Below are 15,518 nucleotides of genomic sequence, written 5' to 3'. Positions count from 1 at the left end.
TGTGGTCAGTGGCAAGCTCAGAGCTCAGTTAGCCAGCCCCGCCTTTTCAAGCACTTTGTCCAGCCAGGACTGATCGATCGCACCCGTGGCGATTTCAGCTTTGACCCGCTCTTCATGTGCTTCATGAGCCCGGGCCTGGGCCAGCACCTGCTGGGCGACTGCCTGAGGGAAGGCAACTACTCCATCCTCGTCACCCACGATAATATCCCCAGGATTAACCACCATGCCCCCAACCGATACCGGCACGTTGATCTCGCCAGGGCCGGTTTTATAAGGCCCGCAATGCACAACGGCGCGCGCGTAACAGGGGCTCGAAGCAAATGAGTCAACGTCGCGGATAGCCCCATCAACCACAAACCCCACGCAGCCGCGCTGTTGCGCGTAGAGCTTGATGAGCTCGCCGATGACCGCATTGTTGGTATCACCCTGAGCGTCGATAACCAGTACATGACCGGGCTCAAGCAATGTGAGCGCTTTGTAGATATAAAGGTTGTCACCGGGCCGGGTCTTAATGGTCAGCGCTGTGCCCACTAGCTTGCCGGTGGTGTTGTAGCGAGTCAGGCCTCTGGCGCCGATGTGGCGGCCAAGGTTGTCGCTGATGTGTGGGGTTACGACTGAGGCGAACGCTTCGATAAGCGAAGCGGGGGCCAGAGCGGGTGATGCAAGGATGCGAGACCCGGGTAACGACATGCTCAATCTCCTGAATGAAGTGAAAACCCTCGGCTGGTGCGGCGATGGTAGGAGATAAAAGCGTTTGCTTTTAGCGATATTTATTGATCGAAAATGATCGCTTCAGGTGATGATTAGTTTGTCGAAATCGCAGGTTTGCTGCGCGAGCCCGGCAACTTCGACCGTTAGGCCCTGATACCGATCGGATCTGTGTACGCAGACATAGTTGATGGTTGGTAGGGGTTGCTCGGTGTGAATCACCTTGAGACGGCCTTGGGCGATCAACGTCCCCATGCAGGCGAGTGGCAGGTAACTGACACCCACTCCGGAAATGGCCAAGCCCACTTGCGCAACGAGGTAGTTGCTGGTGAGGGTCTTGCCTAGCCGTATGTCATGTTCGGCCAGCCAGCGCTCGTAGGTTTGGCCCGTGCCAGAGCTGCCGCCCTGCGTCAGCACGGTGAAGGAAGACAGCTTTTGCAGACTGATTGCCTCGTCGCCCTGGTGCAAAGCCGGGGCGCACATCCAGGCGTTCTCCACTGCCTTCAACGGTGTACTGATGAAGCGTGGGTCCTTGAAAATATCGGGCACGATAATCAGGTCCAGCTCGTCGCTCTCCAGCCGGCGCAACAGGTCGGTGCTCAGTTCGATGGAGGGTTCCAGGTCGACCCTTGGATAGCTCTGATGAATGCGATCCACCAGTGCAGGCAGCCAGGTGAGTGCGGTAAGTTCCGTAACGCCCAGGCGGAACCTTCTGATCAGGGTTTCCTTGGAGCTGATGCGTTCAAGCAGATCGTCACGCTGGCGCAGCATATCGACGGCGCACCCGTGCAATTCAACCCCTTTTTGCGTGAGCCGGGCACTGCGTTTTGAGCGATCGAAAATCGACACCCCGAACGCGTCCTCCAATTCCTGAACCCGTTTCGAGATCGCAGACTGCGACATGTTCAGTTTGGCTGCGGCGGCCTCGAAACTGCCCAGCTCGACAATCCAGTAAATGGCTTCGATCTGCTTGAGGGTAATCACTTGTTTTCCTTGGCGTGTGTCGCGCAAGCGGAGGACGGGGGTGAAGATTGTCCACCAAAAGTGATGATTTGAGTTGAGTATTTGTCGCTTTTTTTCTTGTTTTGCCCTGCTTAGATTACCCACGAATTACAACAACAAGGGTACGCATAGTATGTCGACCGCTGAAATTGCCCATGCCAAAGGGCGCAGCAGTTACCGCTGGATCGTTGCCGGGATGATCTTTTCAATCTACACAATTGCAGCAGCGGACAGGGCGAATCTCGGGGTGGCGCTGCCTTTCATTCGGCAAGAATTCGAGATGAGTAACGCCCAGGCAGGTGGGCTCATGAGCCTGTTCCTGCTGGCTTACGCACTGGCACAAATCCCAGCCGGGCTGGCGTTCAGCAAGTTCGGCGTCAGCCGCATCCTGCCAGGCGCAATGATAATGACCTCTGTGTTGACCGGCCTGGTTGGCACGGCGGGGTCCCTGGTCGCATTGAAGCTCTATCGTCTGGGCCTGGGGTTGGCAGAGGGTCCGTTGCCGATCAGCATGACGACCACTATCAACAACTGGTTCCCTCCCCGTGAAAAGGGCATCGCTTCCGGGATTTTCCTGTCAGCGGTGAAGTTCGGCCCTGTCATCGTGCCGCCTCTGTGTGCTGTGATCATCTCGGTGTGGGGCTGGCGCGAGGTGTTCTATTTTTTCGCAGCGCCCGGCATTTTGCTTTCGATTGCCTGGTATTTCATGGTGGCAGACCATCCGTCCAGAAGCCGGTTCGTCAACCAGGGCGAGTTGAACCATATCTGTGACCCGGCACCCGTCGACCCATCGCAGGCGGGCAGCGCCACGCAACCTTCGGCGCGTAGCTTCAGGCGCCTGGACGCCTTCATTCGGCGTCGCGAAGTACCGCTGCTGGAAACCCGCCGGCAGGTATTCGGCTCGTGGCAGATCTGGGGTAGCGCGCTGAGTTACTGCTTCCAGCTGGGGGTGTCCAGCGTGTTGCTGGCGTGGATCCCTACCTACCTGATGACCGTCAAGGGCTTCACGGTGATGAACATGGGACTGGTCTCGGCCGCGCCCTGGGTTGGCGCCGTGCTCGGCAACCTGCTGGGAGGCTACTGTTCGGACCGTTGGCTGGCAGGTCGGCGCAAGCCCGGGATGCTGCTGTCAGCGCTGGGTACCTCGGTGATGATGTACCTGCTGATCAATTCACCCGCAGACCCTCTGGCCTATGGCCTGCTGCTGATGGCCACGGGTGTGGTGCTCAGCTTCGGCTTCTCGTCCTACATGGTTTACCCCATGGCCCTGGCCAGTAAACAGACGTTCCCGATTGCCAATGCCATCGTCAACATGATCGGCCAGCTGGGTGCTGCGGCCACGCCGTTTCTGACCGGCTTGCTGCTCGACAGCTACGGCTGGAGTTACGTGTTCTCCTACCTGGCGATCGGTTCGTTCCTCAGTTTCGTGTTGTTGTTGACCATTATCGAGCCGGTACCCAAAACCACTGCATCCTGAACCATACCGACGCTCATCCCTGCCATTTTATTACCTTACCAAGGAGCTGCAGATGAACACCGAAGACAGAGAACTGATCGCCTTGTTCGAAGGCCTGGACACCCCGGGCGTGTCCGATGCGATGGACAAACTGGGGCTGCCCGGCCACTGCTTTGGCGTGATGCCGCTGGGCGACTACCAGCAGGTCGTGGTCGGCCCTGCGTTCACCGTCCGGTATGTTTGTGCCAGCGTGCCGCCCGGCACCGTAGGTGACTTTATCGAGGACGTGGGCGAAGGCGATGTGGTGGTGATCGACAATGACGGGCGCACGGACTGCACTGTCTGGGGCGACATCATGACCCAGTATGCAGGCTCGCGGAAAATCGCTGCGACCGTGATCGACGGCGTCTGCCGCGATGTCAACAAGGCATTGGGCGACGGCTACCCGCTGTTTACAAAGGGCCGTTTCATGCGTACCGGCAAGGACCGGGTTGAGGTTGGTGCGGTCAACGAACCGGTCTCCGTCGGCCAGGCGCGGGTGTGCCCACGCGACATCGTTGTCGCCGACGCCAATGGCGTGCTCGTAGTGCCACGCGGGCGCGCCCGTGACGTTGCCCAGCTCGCCCGCGAGATCGAGAGGGTCGAGGCCGATATCCGCACAGCCATCAGCCAGGGCAAAACCCTGAAGCAAGCTCGCGAGGACCTTGGATACCACACCTTGCAACGCAAAGCGTAAGCGCCGCAGCGCCAACCGCTTGCAGACCTGTCGCTGGGTTACCCGCCGATTGCCAGCTCTGGCTATTTGGGTAGAGCCGGCCAGCGCGTTTCAAACAAACGGCCATGCCCGCCAGGCATAGCTGTTAGATCTTCGGCAGGTCTTCCGTCACACCATCGCTGTGCAAAGCTGTACCCGAGTGAGCAAAACAATAACAACAAGGGTAGCGATCATGAATGCAGAGATGAGCACGGCACGTCCGTTGACTCGCAAAGAGCGTACAACTGCAATTGTAGGTGTCTGTTCCGGCAATCTGGTGGAGTGGTACGACGTCTTCATCTATGCCTACACATCAATCTATTTCGCCTCACTGTTTTTTCCGGCGGGCGATCAGACCAGCCAGCTATTAGCCACAGCTGGTATTTTTGCGGTCGGTTTCTTCATGCGCCCGCTGGGTGGCTGGATATTCGGTTACATCGCCGACACGCGTGGTCGCAAGATATCGATGATCATCTCCGTGTTCATGATGTGCGGTGGGTCGTTGATGATCGCTGTCATGCCTACCTACGCCACTGTCGGTGTTGCGGCGCCGGTATTGTTGGTGGTCGCCCGCTTGATGCAAGGGCTATCGGTCGGTGCCGAGTATGGCACCGGCGCTACCTACATCAGTGAGGTATCACGCGCTGGGCGCCGCTCGTTCTATGGCTCGTTCCAGTACATGACCATTATCGCAGGGCAACTGCTGGCGCTGTTGACGGTGGCAGTGCTGCAACTGGTGCTGTCTGAACAGGACCTGAAAGCCTGGGGTTGGCGAGTGCCGTTCCTGATCGGCGCGCTGGCCTCGATCGTGGTGGTGTACCTGCGCCGGACCATGCGCGAAACAGCCACTGCGCAAGGTATGAAGAGCAAAGAGGCGGGTTCGCTCAGGGGCCTCATGCAACACAAGCGCGCTGTACTGCTGACTTTCACCATTACCATCGGCTGTTCTCTGTACTTCTATACTTTCACTGCCTACATGCAGAAATTCCTCGTGGTGAGTGTCGGTATTCCGGCACCGACAGTGAGCATCATCATGGCTTCGGCGCTGGTGATCTTCATGTGTGCCCAGCCGGTTTTCGGCATGCTTGCGGACAAGATCGGCGTACGCCGCAACATGATAATTTTCGGTCTGCTGTCCACTTTCCTGGTCATACCCCTGTTGTCAGCGATCAAGTCTGTTCAGGACCCGCTGAGTGCATTCGCGCTGGTGGTCGCCGGGTTGCTCATTGCAGCCTTCTATACGCCGGTTACTGGCGTGCTGAAAGCAGACTTCTACCCACCAACCGTTCGGGCCCTTGGTGTAGGGCTGCCTTATGCGGTAGGTGCTGCAATGTTTGGGGGTTCCGCTGAGTACGTAGCACTGAGCTTCCGTTCGCTGGGCATGGAGCAGTACTTCTATCTGTATGTCGCAGCCATCGGTGCCATCACCCTTGTTTCCTCCCTGTTGATGCCAGACCTCTCCAGACATGGTTACCTGGATGGCGATGGCAAGGTCGAGGAGAACATTGGGGTTCGCAAGTTCATGGGACGCAAATCCACGCCATCCCACATCAGCCATTGAGGTGAGGCGAGCATGAATAGCGAAGTGAAGAAGATCGTACGCTTCGACGTCTGGTACCACCCCGTGATGGCCCAGACGCTCGAAGCCTCAGCCGATGTGGTGTTGCAAACCGTACCTCGTGACCAGGCGCCCGCGCTGATCATGCAAGCGCTGCGTAGTTGCCAGGTGTACCAGGTGCCATCCGCACGCGATGAGCTGCCACCTGAATGGCGTGTGACTGAACGTTTACTCAACCAACTGCCAAGCCTGCTTTGTGTCTCAACCAATGGGGCCGGTTATGACACCGTCGACGTCGATGCCTGCACCCGTGCCGGCGTTCTGGTAGTGAACCAGTCCGGTGCCAATGCCCAATCGGTAGCAGAGGCAACCATCGGGCTGATGCTCGACAGTGCGCGGCGCATCAGCGAATCGGATCGGCGGTTGCGTAGGGACCGAGGTTTCCCTCGCGAAGATTTGATGGGCTTCGAGCTTTCAGGAAAAACGCTGGGTCTGGTCGGTATCGGTGAGATAGGTACACGGGTAGCACGTATCGCCCAGGCCCTGGGCATGCGGGTCATCGCCCATGATCCGTTACTGACAAGCGAGCAGATCGATCAGCGAGGCGCAACAGGCTGCGAACTGGGGGCGCTTTTGCAGCAGAGTGATGTCGTGTCGTTACATTGCCCCCGCCTGGCTTCGACGCTGAACATGATGAACGCAACAACGTTTGCGTCGATGCGCAAGGGCGCCATTTTTATCAATACGGCGCGTGGCGGCCTGCATGACGAGGCCGCACTTTATGCGGCGCTGGCCTGTAATCACCTTGGGGGCGCGGGTATCGACGTCTGGGACGAAGAGCCGCCAGCCCTCGATCATCCATTGCTTGGGCTTGATAACGTGGTAGGCCTTTATCACACCGCAGGTGTAACCCGCGAGGCCCGTCTGCGCATGGGGCTATGGGCAGCGGAGCAAATTCTGCAGGTGCTGCGCGGGGAGGAGGGGCCACGTATGGTCAACCCGCAAGTGTTTGCAGCCTATCGACAACGGCTCCAGCCCAGCAGTCATTCGTCAGCCTAGCGTTCATTGGGACACGCTCTGGCGGATCAGCTGATTCGCCAGGCGTATTACGCCGATCAGGACGAAACCTGCCAGCACCCCCTCCAGGCGGATGAACCCGGGCGCAGGGCTGACGTTGACGTAAGTATCAGGCACCATCACTACCAGATACACGAGGGAAAATTGGGTGCCGGCGTAAGCGTATGAGCGGTTACTGTTCTCGATGTGCCGCCCGACCATCACGCCGATGCACATTGCCAGGGTCATGGCGATCCAGTTCGAACCTACCAGCCATAAAGCCAGCCCCGCACAGGCAGCGCCCGCGCAACAGCCTGCCAGGCGATGAACATTGCGCAGCGTGACTGCGCGGCTACCTGGCAATAGCGCCCCCGGTGGCACCATCATCACGGCCATGACGGTGATAGCTGCCTGGCTCAATCCCGCCACTTCCAGCCAGATACCCAAGGAAGGGATCAACGCCAACGCCAGGCCTGCCTGCAGCACATGACCTAGCAGGCAACGGTCAAGGTCCGGTTCGCTCACGCGCGCGCCAGATCGGGAAGATAACGCACCATCGGGAACCATCTTGCGCACAGTACGGCCGGAGAGCATGGCTACGAACCAGCAGGCAAGGGTGCCGCATGCCACTTCCTCCAGGCGGGTTCTGGCTATCTCGATCACGGATGGGCCACCCGTCGCGTCAGATCCGGAGATAGCCACCATGGCGAATGTCAGTCCGGCAAACAGCCAGGCGTAACCATGCTCATGGAGGATGGCGCACCACAGCGTGCATGCGCCGACCAGCCCTATGACGGGACCAAGCCAATGCACGCTTATTTGCATTTGAGTCAGTAGCGCTGCTGCGGCCAAGCCGCCTGCGGCAGTGCCGATGATCCGGAGCCCGCCACGGTAAACGCAGTCGTGCAGACTTGAACGCATCACCATGTAGCCACTGAAAGCAGCCCAGCCAACATTATCGACAGCCAGATAATGCGCCATGCCGATAGCCAGCAACACGGACAGTAGCGTCTCGGCTTCGTCCAGCAAGCGTTGGGGGAGGCGGTCCGGGTTGGAGAACTCTTTTCGGATCCCTTGGGTGAACTGCGCGAGGCTCGACCACAGCGTGAATCTGAATGGCATGATCTAGGTCCTGATCCGTTCCGTCCGGGCGTGCTTGCAGACAGGATAGGTCAAGGATGATTGCGGTGGCCTGAGCACCAGAGCGCGCGATGATGAGGTCGCAGCAATGCATTGCACGCCTGCAGGATGTGCTCCTGGATCCAGGTTTCATCGAAAGGCGCCTTGCTGAACCGCAGGCTGTTGGCGCTTTCGATAATCGCAACGATCGCCAGCGAGGCTTTGGAGGGGTCGTCCACGCGGTACTGGCCTGTCGCACAACCTTTCTGAATGATGCACTCCACAGGCTGGGCCAGCTGCGCACTCGCCCGATCCAGCCAGCGCCGGTGGCTGGTTTCAAGGTGCCTGACCTCGTGTCGCAAAATCAAATCTTCCTGTGGGACGGTGACTTGTCGCTCGAGTGAGAAACACACATATCCCTTCAGGTCGCGTGGGCATACGCTCGCATGCCACGCCTGAAGACGTTTTTCGACGATGTCCAAGACCACATTGAGCAGGAGATCCTGTTTGCAGTCGACGTGATGGTAAAGGCTGCCTGGGAGTATTCCGACACGTTGCGCCAGTTTTCGCATGGTCATGGCGGTATAGCCTATTTCAACCATCAGCTCTGACGCGGCCTGCATGACAGGTGGAGGGCATGTACGGGCGGCGTCAACCATACGCCGGCAACCTGGATAGGGCACGCAGCAGCCGGCAGATCAAGCGCTTGCAGCAGTTGCGCGGTGGCAGGGCTGCGCCATTCATCAACCACATACGGCACCTCTTCGACGGGTGCCCCCGATACAGATTACCCCTGCGCGTCAGAACAGTGGTCGCGTGCTGTAACGGGAGCATGAACTGAACCCTTCAACCCGCCTGCAGCAAGATTGCCCGGGCACGCAGAATCACCGGAGCGTCGACCATCTGGCCATCAAGGGTGAATACGCCGGCGCCAGCTTCGGCCTGCTCGACCACCCGTCGAGCCCAATCCAGCTCGTGATGTGAGGGCTTCAGGGCATCGTGGATCACCTTGACCTGGCTTGGGTGGATGCACAAGGCACCGCCAAAGCCCATGTCCCGTGCGAACCGGACTTGACGCTGCAAGCCGTCGATATCCTGGATGGCGGGGAACACGCCGTCCAAGGGCGCGGCCAATCCCGCGACACGGCTATGTAGCAGCACTGCGTAACGGGCGTGCCCCAGCACGTGCTCGGCTGCTGCGCTACCCGTGCTGAGGCCAAGGTCCAGGCCCAGGTCCAGGCTACCAAATGACAACCTGTCTACGCCAGCCGCTGCCGCCAAGGATGGTAGGGCAGCCAGGCCCTTGGCACTTTCGATGATTGGCCACACCGCCTTGCCAGTAGCATGGGCACGATCTATCTGGTCGACGCTTTCAGCCTTTGGCAGCAGAATGCCGATGACCCCGGCATGACGCCGGCAAAGCGACAGGTCAGCCTCGTGGGCCCAGTGACCAGGCGCATTCACCCGTACCAGCATCTTGGCCTGCGGATGATCGTCGAGGAACTGGTCGAGGTTGTTGCGCGCCTGCTCCTTAAGCGTCTCTTCCACAGCATCCTCAAGGTCGACAATGACCCGGTCCGCACCACTGGCCAATGCTTTCGGAATGCGTTCTGGGCGAGTCGCGGGAACGAAAAGCGCGCTACGGACTACGGGTTGTTGTGTCATTGGCGTGCCTCCTGGACGAATTCGATCTCGCCGACCTGGGCCTGACCTGCCTGATTGCCAGCCCAGACCTGGGCTTTACCCTCACCGATCAATCGGCCACCGACGTCGAACGCGTCAGGGCAGATCAAGGGACGAACACCACGGAAGCTGAATCGACGCACTGTCAATTGCGGGTTCGCCCGTACGAATGCTTGCACGTTCAGCGTTGCGATCAGGGGGCCGTGCACCACCAGGCCAGGGTAACCTTCGGTTTCGGTCACATAAGGCCAATCATAGTGAATGCGGTGGCCATTGAACGTCACCGCCGAATAGCGGAACAGCAGCGTCGGGCTTGGCTGAACGTGAAGATGCCAGTCTCCCTGCGGCAGCGGCTCGGTTCCGCCCAGTTTGGGTGGCGATGGCTCACGATAAACGATGTCCTGTTCCTCGATGAGCGCCCGCTGGCCGTCTTGCACGTACTCATGTTGTACGGTGACAAACAGCAAGGACCCCGTACGCCCATGCTTTTCCTGAACGTTGAGGATGGTCGAACGGCGAGATACCTGGGCATCGACGCGCAGCGGGTGGAGGAACTCCAGGCGACCACCTGCCCACATGCGGTTGCGGTTATCTGCCGGGGGCAAGAAACCGCCTCGCGCTGGATGACCGTCCCCACCTAGGCCGGAGTGCTCGACGGCGTCCTGGAAGAATGCCCAGTGCCAGAGCTCGGGCAGGGGGGCACCCGGAGCTGGCGCTGGCTCACTCAGGGTTGCGGCAATACGTTTAACCAGGTTATGGCTGATGCAATCGTGCACGGTCTCACTGCGACCGATCCAGGTTTCAGGTGCTGATGGGGTCATTGTTTTTGTCCTGTTACAGCGTGGAGGTGAGTGCTGGCACTATGTCGAACAAGTCGCCGACCAGTCCGTAATCGGCCACCTGGAAGATCGGGGCTTCTTCATCCTTGTTGATCGCGACAATGACCTTGGATTCCTTCATGCCCGCCAAATGCTGGATCGCGCCGGAGATACCGACCGCGATGTACAGCTGCGGGGCCACGATCTTGCCGGTCTGGCCGACCTGCATGTCGTTGGGAACAAAACCTGCGTCTACCGCTGCGCGCGATGCACCAACTGCGGCGCCCAGCTTGTCGGCCAGGCGGTACAGGTGGCTGAAATTGTCACCGTTGCCCATGCCGCGGCCACCGGAAACAACGATGTCTGCCACGGTCAGCTCGGGGCGATCGGACGTGGCCAGTTCTTCGCCGACGAACGCTGATATGCCTGTATCGCGGGCGCCAGCCAATGCCACGATCGGCGCACTACCGCCTTCTGCCGGCAGGGCCTCAAAGCCGGTGGATCGGACGGTGATGACTTTGACTGCGGCGTTCGACTGCACGGTGGCAATGGCGTTGCCCGCATAGATCGGGCGCTTGAAGGTATCGGCAGACTCGACAGAAATGATTTCGGAGATCTGATCGACATCCAGCAATGCTGCCACCCGCGGCAGGATGTTTTTGCCGTTGCTGGTGGCCGGGGCCAGTACATGGCTGAAGTCGCGACCCAGGTTGGCCACCAATGGCGCAACATTTTCCGGGAACTGGCGCGCGTAGGCAGCGTCGTCTGCCATTAGCACTTTACTCACTCCAGCGATCTGCGCAGCCGCGAAAGCGACACCGGAAACGTCCAGCCCCGCGACCAGGACCACGACTTCCCCTCCGATCTGGCGGGCTGCAGCCAGGGTATTCAAGGTCGGCGCGGCGAGTGTGTGATTGTCGTGTTCAGCTACTACCAGGATGGTCATCAGATTACCTTCGCTTCGTTCTTCAGCTTTTCGACCAGTTCGGCCACCGAGTTGACCTTGATACCCGCGCTGCGCGCAGCTGGCGCTTCGACTTTCAGGGTCGTGTTGGTGGAGGCGAGGGAAACGCCCAGGTCGTCAGGCTTGACGGTCTCCAGCGGCTTCTTCTTGGCCTTCATGATGTTCGGCAGCGACGCATAGCGTGGCTCGTTCAGGCGTAGGTCGGTGGTGACGATGGCTGGCAGGTTCAGCGACACGGTCTGCAGGCCGCCATCGATTTCACGGGTGACGTTCAGCTTGTCGCCAGCAACGATGACCTTGGAGGCGAAGGTGCCCTGGGCGTAGCCGGTCAGCGCGGCCAGCATCTGGCCGGTCTGGTTGTTGTCGCTGTCGATGGCCTGCTTGCCAAGGATGACCAGCTGCGGCTGCTCTTTGTCGACAACGGCTTTCAGCGCTTTGGCTACGGCCAGGGAGCTCAGCTCATCGACGGCTTCGACCAGGATGGCACGGTCGGCGCCTAGCGCCAGCGCAGTACGCAGCTGCTCCTCGGCAGCGGGCGGGCCGACGGAGACGACGACGATCTCGCTCGCCACGCCCTTTTCTTTCAGGCGTACGGCTTCTTCCACGGCGATTTCGCAGAAGGGGTTCATGGACATCTTGACGTTTGCAAGGTCGACGCCGGCGTTGTCCGCCTTGACGCGGACTTTGACGTTGTAGTCGACCACACGTTTGATAGCGACCAGCACTTTCATAAGCAGTAATACTCTGTTCTTGAGCTTTCACAACAGGCGGTAAAAAGAGGGGTCAGATGACCCCTGAAGCGCGCAGCTGTTGAATTCGTTCATGAGTCAGGCCAAGTTCGGCAAGGATGTTTTCGCTGTGCTCGCCAAGCGCGGGCACCGGGCCCATACGGGGCGCAAAGGCATTGCTGGTGGCGGGCGGGAGCAGGCTGGGAACGCTGCCTGCGGCCGTGTCGATGCGCCGCCAGCGGTCTCGGGCTTTTAGTTGTGGGTGCTCCCAGACACCCTGCATATCGTTAACCTTGGCGTTGGCAATGCTGGCCTGGTCCAGCCGCTGAATAACGGTATCGAAGCTCAATGGGGCGAAAGCCTCGATGATCAACGCTCGCAGGGCGTCGCGGTTGGCCACGCGTTTGAAGTTGGCAGAAAACTGATCATCATCCGCAAGCTCTGGCCGGATCAGCACATGCTCGCAGAACAGCTGCCACTCCCGTTCGTTCTGCAGGCCGAGCATCACGGTGCTGCCATCGCCAATAGGGAATGGGCCGTATGGATAGATCGTGGCGTGCGCTGCACCAGCGCGAGGCGGTGGCGGGGCACCCTCGTAGGCGTAATAGAGCGGGTAATTCATCCACTCCACCAGGCTCTCCAACATCGAAACTTCAACGTGGCTGCCGATGCCGGTTTTTTCCCGCAACAGTACGGCCGAGAGGACGCCCGTGTAGGCATACATGCCGGCAGCAATATCCGCTATCGAATTGCCCGCCTTGGCCATCCCGTCTTCGCCGGGCCCACCGGTGACCGAAAGAAAACCGCCTTCGCTCTGAATCAGCAGGTCATAGGCTTTTTTCTGCTCGTAGGGGCCCCCAGCGCCATAGCCGGAGATGTCGCAGACGATGAGCCGCGGAAAGCGCTCGTGCAGTTGCTCAAAGCTCAACCCAAGGCGGGCGGCCGCGCCTGGCGCCAGGTTCTGCACCAGCACATCGGCTTGCTCCAGTAGCTGGCCAAGGATGTCCCCGGCGATATCCTGCTTGAGGTCAAGGGCCAGGCTTTCTTTCGAGCGGTTGGTCCAGACGAAATGCGAGGCCAGGCCGTTGACCCGCTGATCGTAACCACGGGCGAAGTCGCCACTGCCCGGGCGTTCGACCTTGATCACCCGGGCGCCCAGGTCAGCCAGCTGACGGGTACAGAAGGGCGCTGCGATCGCATGTTCGAGGCTGATGACGGTTATGCCGTCAAGTGGGCGAATGGGCTGACTCATGATTGTTGTCTCTCTTGTTTTGGCAGGCCCCTCCCGGTTGGCGAGGGGGCCCTGGGTCAGAACGAACGTGGCAGTTCCAGCAGATGTTCGGCCACGTAGGACAAGATCAGGTTGGTTGAAATGGGCGCGACCTGATAAAGGCGGGTTTCGCGGAACTTGCGCTCGACGTCATATTCATTGGCAAAGCCGAAGCCGCCGTGGGTCTGCAAGCATGCGTTGGCAGCCTCCCAACTGGCTTTGGCCGCCAGGTACTTGGCCATGTTCGCGGCGGCGCCAGCGTTGCGACCGCTGTCGTACTCGGCGCAAGCACGCCAGCGCATCAGGTCGGCGGCTTCGATTTCGATGTGGGCTTCAGCGATGGGGAACTGCACGCCCTGGTTCTGGCCGATCGGTCGGCCGAATACCACGCGATCACGGGCGTATTGGCTGGATTTTTCGATGAACCAGCGGCCATCGCCGATGCATTCGGCGGCGATCAAGGTACGCTCGGCATTGAGCCCGTCGAGGATGTAGCGAAAACCCTTGCCTTCTTCGCCAATCAGGCTGCTGGCAGGGATTTCCAGGTTGTCGAAGAACAGCTCGTTGGTTTCGTGGTTCACCAGGTTGGCAATCGGCTGTACGGTCAGGCCGTTACCGATGGCTTCACGCAGGTCGACCAGGAAAATCGACATGCCATCGACCTTCTTGGTGACCTCGGCGAGCGGGGTGGTACGCGCCAGGAGGATCATCAAGTCAGAATGCTGGACGCGAGAGATCCACACTTTCTGGCCGTTAATCACGTACTTGTCGCCTTTGCGAACCGCCGTGGTCTTGATCTTGGTGGTATCGGTACCGGTGGTTGGCTCTGTCACGCCCATCGACTGCAGGCGCAGCTCGCCACTGGCCAGTTTGGGCAGGTAGTAGCGCTTCTGTTCTTCGCTGCCGTTACGCAGCAAGGTGAACATGTTGTACATCTGGCCATGGATGGTGCCGGAGTTGCCGCCGCAGGCGTTGACTTCTTCAAGAATCACCGACGCCTCGGCCAGACCCAGGCCAGAGCCGCCAAACGCCTCGGGTATCATCGCCGACAGCCAGCCGGCCTCAGTCATGGCTTTGACGAAGGCTTCAGGGAAGCCTTTTTCTTCGTCGATCTTGCGCCAGTATTCGGCCGGGAAATCGCCACACAGGGCGCGTACGCCCTCACGAATGGCGTTGAGTTCTTCTTGATTGTTGTCGATCATCATCATTCTCCAGGGTGGGGCAGGCCGGCAGCGTCATCGTGGTTCGGCCGCCGGCCCGACCCGGCAACACGGTCAGATAGGCTGAAAGCCTAGGGCGGCGCGGAAACGGTTCTTGATGTATTGGCCATCACGCGGCGGCAGTACACGTGGCGGGTTTTCGGCTTTGATCTTCACGGTGGCCAGCTTCACCCCGTCCCGGTTGGCGAAACGCTCGCGCAGGGCATGGACCCCGTCCATTTCACGGATTTCCTGGGTCCAGGCAAAGCCACAGGTTTCAGCGACCCGGTCCAACTGGATGCCGAAGCCGGCGTGGCTGACTTGCATGCCGGTCTCACCGAAGTGGCCGTTGTCCAGCACCACGATGGTCAGGTTTTTCGGCTGCTGCAGTGCAACAGTGGCCAGTGCGCCAAACCCCATCAGCAGCTCACCATCACCGGTGACAACCACCACGCTTTTGTCCGGCTGCGCATTGGCGAGGCCCAAGCCCACGGTAATGGCACTGCCCATGGCCGCCCAAAGGTAGTAGTTGTTGTCGTGGTCACCCGCGGCCATCACATCATAGGAGGCAGAGCCCAGGCCGGTGACGACGAGCACATCATTGCGATCGGCGAGCAAGGTACGGACGACCTCCCGGCGGCAAAGCACGTGGTTGGCGCTTACTTGACCCATTTCTTTTCTCCGATCAGGCGCTGACCTAGCAGCAGGGCGGTGGCGGCATCGCCGTTGAAGGCCATGGTGGCGGCGCCATGGAGCAGGGGGGCCACATCCTCAGGTTTGTCAGCGCGCCAGGTCATCACTTTCATCAGGTTCAGGGAGGCTTCAGTGGCCTGACCCATCGGGTTTTGCCAGGCGTTGAATTCCGCCCAGTCACCCCGCATGGTCACCACCATCAGCAGGGGGAAACCGGCGCAGTTCTGCAAGGCGAGGGTGTTGATGCAGTTACCGACACCGCTCGACTGCATCAGCAGGGCGCCACGTTCACCACCCAGCCAGGCGCCGGCCAGGTAGCCAATGCCTTCTTCTTCCGTGGTGAGCACAACGGCCTTGATGTCGGGGTCTGCATAGGACATGCGAATGGACGCCGAGTGGCCAGCGTCCGGTACGAATACGACGTGCTTGACGTCGTGGGCCTTGAGAACACGGAACACGTCCTCTTGCCAGTTCTGTTCAGCTTCTTGCGATGACATGGGTATCTCCCGG

General features: G+C 59.8%; 16 protein-coding genes. 4 read left to right on the top strand and 12 right to left on the bottom strand.

The features are described from left to right. Window positions 1-24 precede the first annotated feature (24 nt). Window positions 25-690: an RraA family protein gene (locus tag LU684_RS02925; protein ID WP_019470885.1), complete on the bottom strand. Its 666-nt coding sequence runs from the start codon at window positions 688-690 to the stop codon at window positions 25-27. Between the two features lie 102 nt (window positions 691-792). Then, window positions 793-1,692 (bottom strand): LysR family transcriptional regulator, encoded by a 900-nt coding sequence (locus tag LU684_RS02920; protein ID WP_191087721.1) that lies wholly within the window; start codon window positions 1,690-1,692, stop codon window positions 793-795. 151 nt (window positions 1,693-1,843) lie between these two features. Here LU684_RS02920 and LU684_RS02915 point away from each other — a divergent pair, with 151 nt between their 5' ends. From LU684_RS02915 to LU684_RS02900, 4 genes are all read left to right on the top strand, one after another. Then, entirely contained in the window at window positions 1,844-3,187 is a 1,344-nt protein-coding gene (locus tag LU684_RS02915; RefSeq protein WP_191087722.1) for an MFS transporter, read from the top strand. A gap of 52 nt (window positions 3,188-3,239) precedes the next feature. Next, the gene (locus LU684_RS02910; protein ID WP_191087723.1) at window positions 3,240-3,902 is read left to right on the top strand and encodes an RraA family protein; all 663 of its coding nucleotides are present in this window, start codon (window positions 3,240-3,242) and stop codon (window positions 3,900-3,902) included. 223 nt (window positions 3,903-4,125) lie between these two features. Beyond that, window positions 4,126-5,481, top strand: a complete 1,356-nt coding sequence (locus tag LU684_RS02905; RefSeq protein WP_269803251.1) for an MFS family transporter — start codon at window positions 4,126-4,128, stop codon at window positions 5,479-5,481. A 12-nt stretch (window positions 5,482-5,493) separates the two neighbouring features. Next, a complete protein-coding gene (locus LU684_RS02900) occupies window positions 5,494-6,537 on the top strand; it encodes a hydroxyacid dehydrogenase (protein WP_191087724.1) in 1,044 nt (347 codons plus the stop codon). Window positions 6,538-6,540: 3 nt separating this feature from the next. On the opposite strand, the gene LU684_RS02895 is transcribed toward LU684_RS02900, so the two are convergent. From LU684_RS02895 to LU684_RS02850, 10 genes are all read right to left on the bottom strand, one after another. After that, window positions 6,541-7,656 carry an FUSC family protein gene (locus tag LU684_RS02895; protein WP_191087725.1) on the bottom strand — a complete coding sequence of 372 codons (1,116 nt, stop codon included), beginning with the start codon at window positions 7,654-7,656 and terminating at the stop codon, window positions 6,541-6,543. Between the two features lie 50 nt (window positions 7,657-7,706). Next, complete coding sequence (locus tag LU684_RS02890; RefSeq protein WP_232894125.1) at window positions 7,707-8,312, bottom strand: TetR/AcrR family transcriptional regulator; 606 nt, start codon at window positions 8,310-8,312, stop codon at window positions 7,707-7,709. A 187-nt stretch (window positions 8,313-8,499) separates the two neighbouring features. Continuing rightward, entirely contained in the window at window positions 8,500-9,318 is an 819-nt protein-coding gene (locus LU684_RS02885) for an HpcH/HpaI aldolase/citrate lyase family protein (RefSeq protein WP_232894124.1), read from the bottom strand. Then, window positions 9,315-10,157 carry an FAS1-like dehydratase domain-containing protein gene (locus LU684_RS02880; protein WP_232894123.1) on the bottom strand — a complete coding sequence of 281 codons (843 nt, stop codon included), beginning with the start codon at window positions 10,155-10,157 and terminating at the stop codon, window positions 9,315-9,317. Before LU684_RS02880 ends, LU684_RS02885 begins: the two co-directional genes overlap by 4 nt. Before the next feature lie 13 nt (window positions 10,158-10,170). After that, window positions 10,171-11,100, bottom strand: a complete 930-nt coding sequence (locus LU684_RS02875) for an electron transfer flavoprotein subunit alpha/FixB family protein (protein WP_191087729.1) — start codon at window positions 11,098-11,100, stop codon at window positions 10,171-10,173. Then, window positions 11,100-11,849, bottom strand: a complete 750-nt coding sequence (locus tag LU684_RS02870; protein WP_232894122.1) for an electron transfer flavoprotein subunit beta/FixA family protein — start codon at window positions 11,847-11,849, stop codon at window positions 11,100-11,102. Before LU684_RS02870 ends, LU684_RS02875 begins: the two co-directional genes overlap by 1 nt. A gap of 52 nt (window positions 11,850-11,901) precedes the next feature. Beyond that, window positions 11,902-13,098 carry a CaiB/BaiF CoA transferase family protein gene (locus tag LU684_RS02865; RefSeq protein WP_191087731.1) on the bottom strand — a complete coding sequence of 399 codons (1,197 nt, stop codon included), beginning with the start codon at window positions 13,096-13,098 and terminating at the stop codon, window positions 11,902-11,904. Between the two features lie 56 nt (window positions 13,099-13,154). After that, a complete protein-coding gene (locus tag LU684_RS02860) occupies window positions 13,155-14,315 on the bottom strand; it encodes an acyl-CoA dehydrogenase family protein (RefSeq protein WP_232894144.1) in 1,161 nt (386 codons plus the stop codon). A gap of 75 nt (window positions 14,316-14,390) precedes the next feature. Further along, window positions 14,391-14,987 carry a thiamine pyrophosphate-dependent enzyme gene (locus LU684_RS02855; RefSeq protein ID WP_016499729.1) on the bottom strand — a complete coding sequence of 199 codons (597 nt, stop codon included), beginning with the start codon at window positions 14,985-14,987 and terminating at the stop codon, window positions 14,391-14,393. After that, the gene (locus LU684_RS02850; RefSeq protein WP_019470870.1) at window positions 14,975-15,505 is read right to left on the bottom strand and encodes a thiamine pyrophosphate-binding protein; all 531 of its coding nucleotides are present in this window, start codon (window positions 15,503-15,505) and stop codon (window positions 14,975-14,977) included. Before LU684_RS02850 ends, LU684_RS02855 begins: the two co-directional genes overlap by 13 nt. Window positions 15,506-15,518 lie beyond the last annotated feature (13 nt).

The organism is Pseudomonas sp. NMI542_15 (assembly GCF_021283425.1).
Taxonomy (GTDB): Bacteria; Pseudomonadota; Gammaproteobacteria; order Pseudomonadales; family Pseudomonadaceae; genus Aquipseudomonas; species Aquipseudomonas fortuita.
The sequence above is the reverse complement of the archived record's forward strand: the minus strand, read 5'-3'. Positions and strand labels throughout refer to the sequence as shown.

What these genes read in the sequence shown, in the direction of transcription:
- LU684_RS02925 (WP_019470885.1), bottom strand. Translation starts at nt 690, where the DNA reads ATGTCGTTACCCGGGTCTCGCATCCTTGCATCACCCGCTCTGGCCCCC.
- LU684_RS02915 (WP_191087722.1), top strand. Translation starts at nt 1,844, where the DNA reads ATGTCGACCGCTGAAATTGCCCATGCCAAAGGGCGCAGCAGTTACCGC.
- LU684_RS02910 (WP_191087723.1), top strand. Translation starts at nt 3,240, where the DNA reads ATGAACACCGAAGACAGAGAACTGATCGCCTTGTTCGAAGGCCTGGAC.
- LU684_RS02905 (WP_269803251.1), top strand. Translation starts at nt 4,126, where the DNA reads ATGAGCACGGCACGTCCGTTGACTCGCAAAGAGCGTACAACTGCAATT.
- LU684_RS02900 (WP_191087724.1), top strand. Translation starts at nt 5,494, where the DNA reads ATGAATAGCGAAGTGAAGAAGATCGTACGCTTCGACGTCTGGTACCAC.
- LU684_RS02895 (WP_191087725.1), bottom strand. Translation starts at nt 7,656, where the DNA reads ATGCCATTCAGATTCACGCTGTGGTCGAGCCTCGCGCAGTTCACCCAA.
- LU684_RS02890 (WP_232894125.1), bottom strand. Translation starts at nt 8,312, where the DNA reads ATGGTTGACGCCGCCCGTACATGCCCTCCACCTGTCATGCAGGCCGCG.
- LU684_RS02885 (WP_232894124.1), bottom strand. Translation starts at nt 9,318, where the DNA reads ATGACACAACAACCCGTAGTCCGTAGCGCGCTTTTCGTTCCCGCGACT.
- LU684_RS02880 (WP_232894123.1), bottom strand. Translation starts at nt 10,157, where the DNA reads ATGACCCCATCAGCACCTGAAACCTGGATCGGTCGCAGTGAGACCGTG.
- LU684_RS02875 (WP_191087729.1), bottom strand. Translation starts at nt 11,100, where the DNA reads ATGACCATCCTGGTAGTAGCTGAACACGACAATCACACACTCGCCGCG.
- LU684_RS02870 (WP_232894122.1), bottom strand. Translation starts at nt 11,849, where the DNA reads ATGAAAGTGCTGGTCGCTATCAAACGTGTGGTCGACTACAACGTCAAA.
- LU684_RS02865 (WP_191087731.1), bottom strand. Translation starts at nt 13,098, where the DNA reads ATGAGTCAGCCCATTCGCCCACTTGACGGCATAACCGTCATCAGCCTC.
- LU684_RS02855 (WP_016499729.1), bottom strand. Translation starts at nt 14,987, where the DNA reads ATGGGTCAAGTAAGCGCCAACCACGTGCTTTGCCGCCGGGAGGTCGTC.
- LU684_RS02850 (WP_019470870.1), bottom strand. Translation starts at nt 15,505, where the DNA reads ATGTCATCGCAAGAAGCTGAACAGAACTGGCAAGAGGACGTGTTCCGT.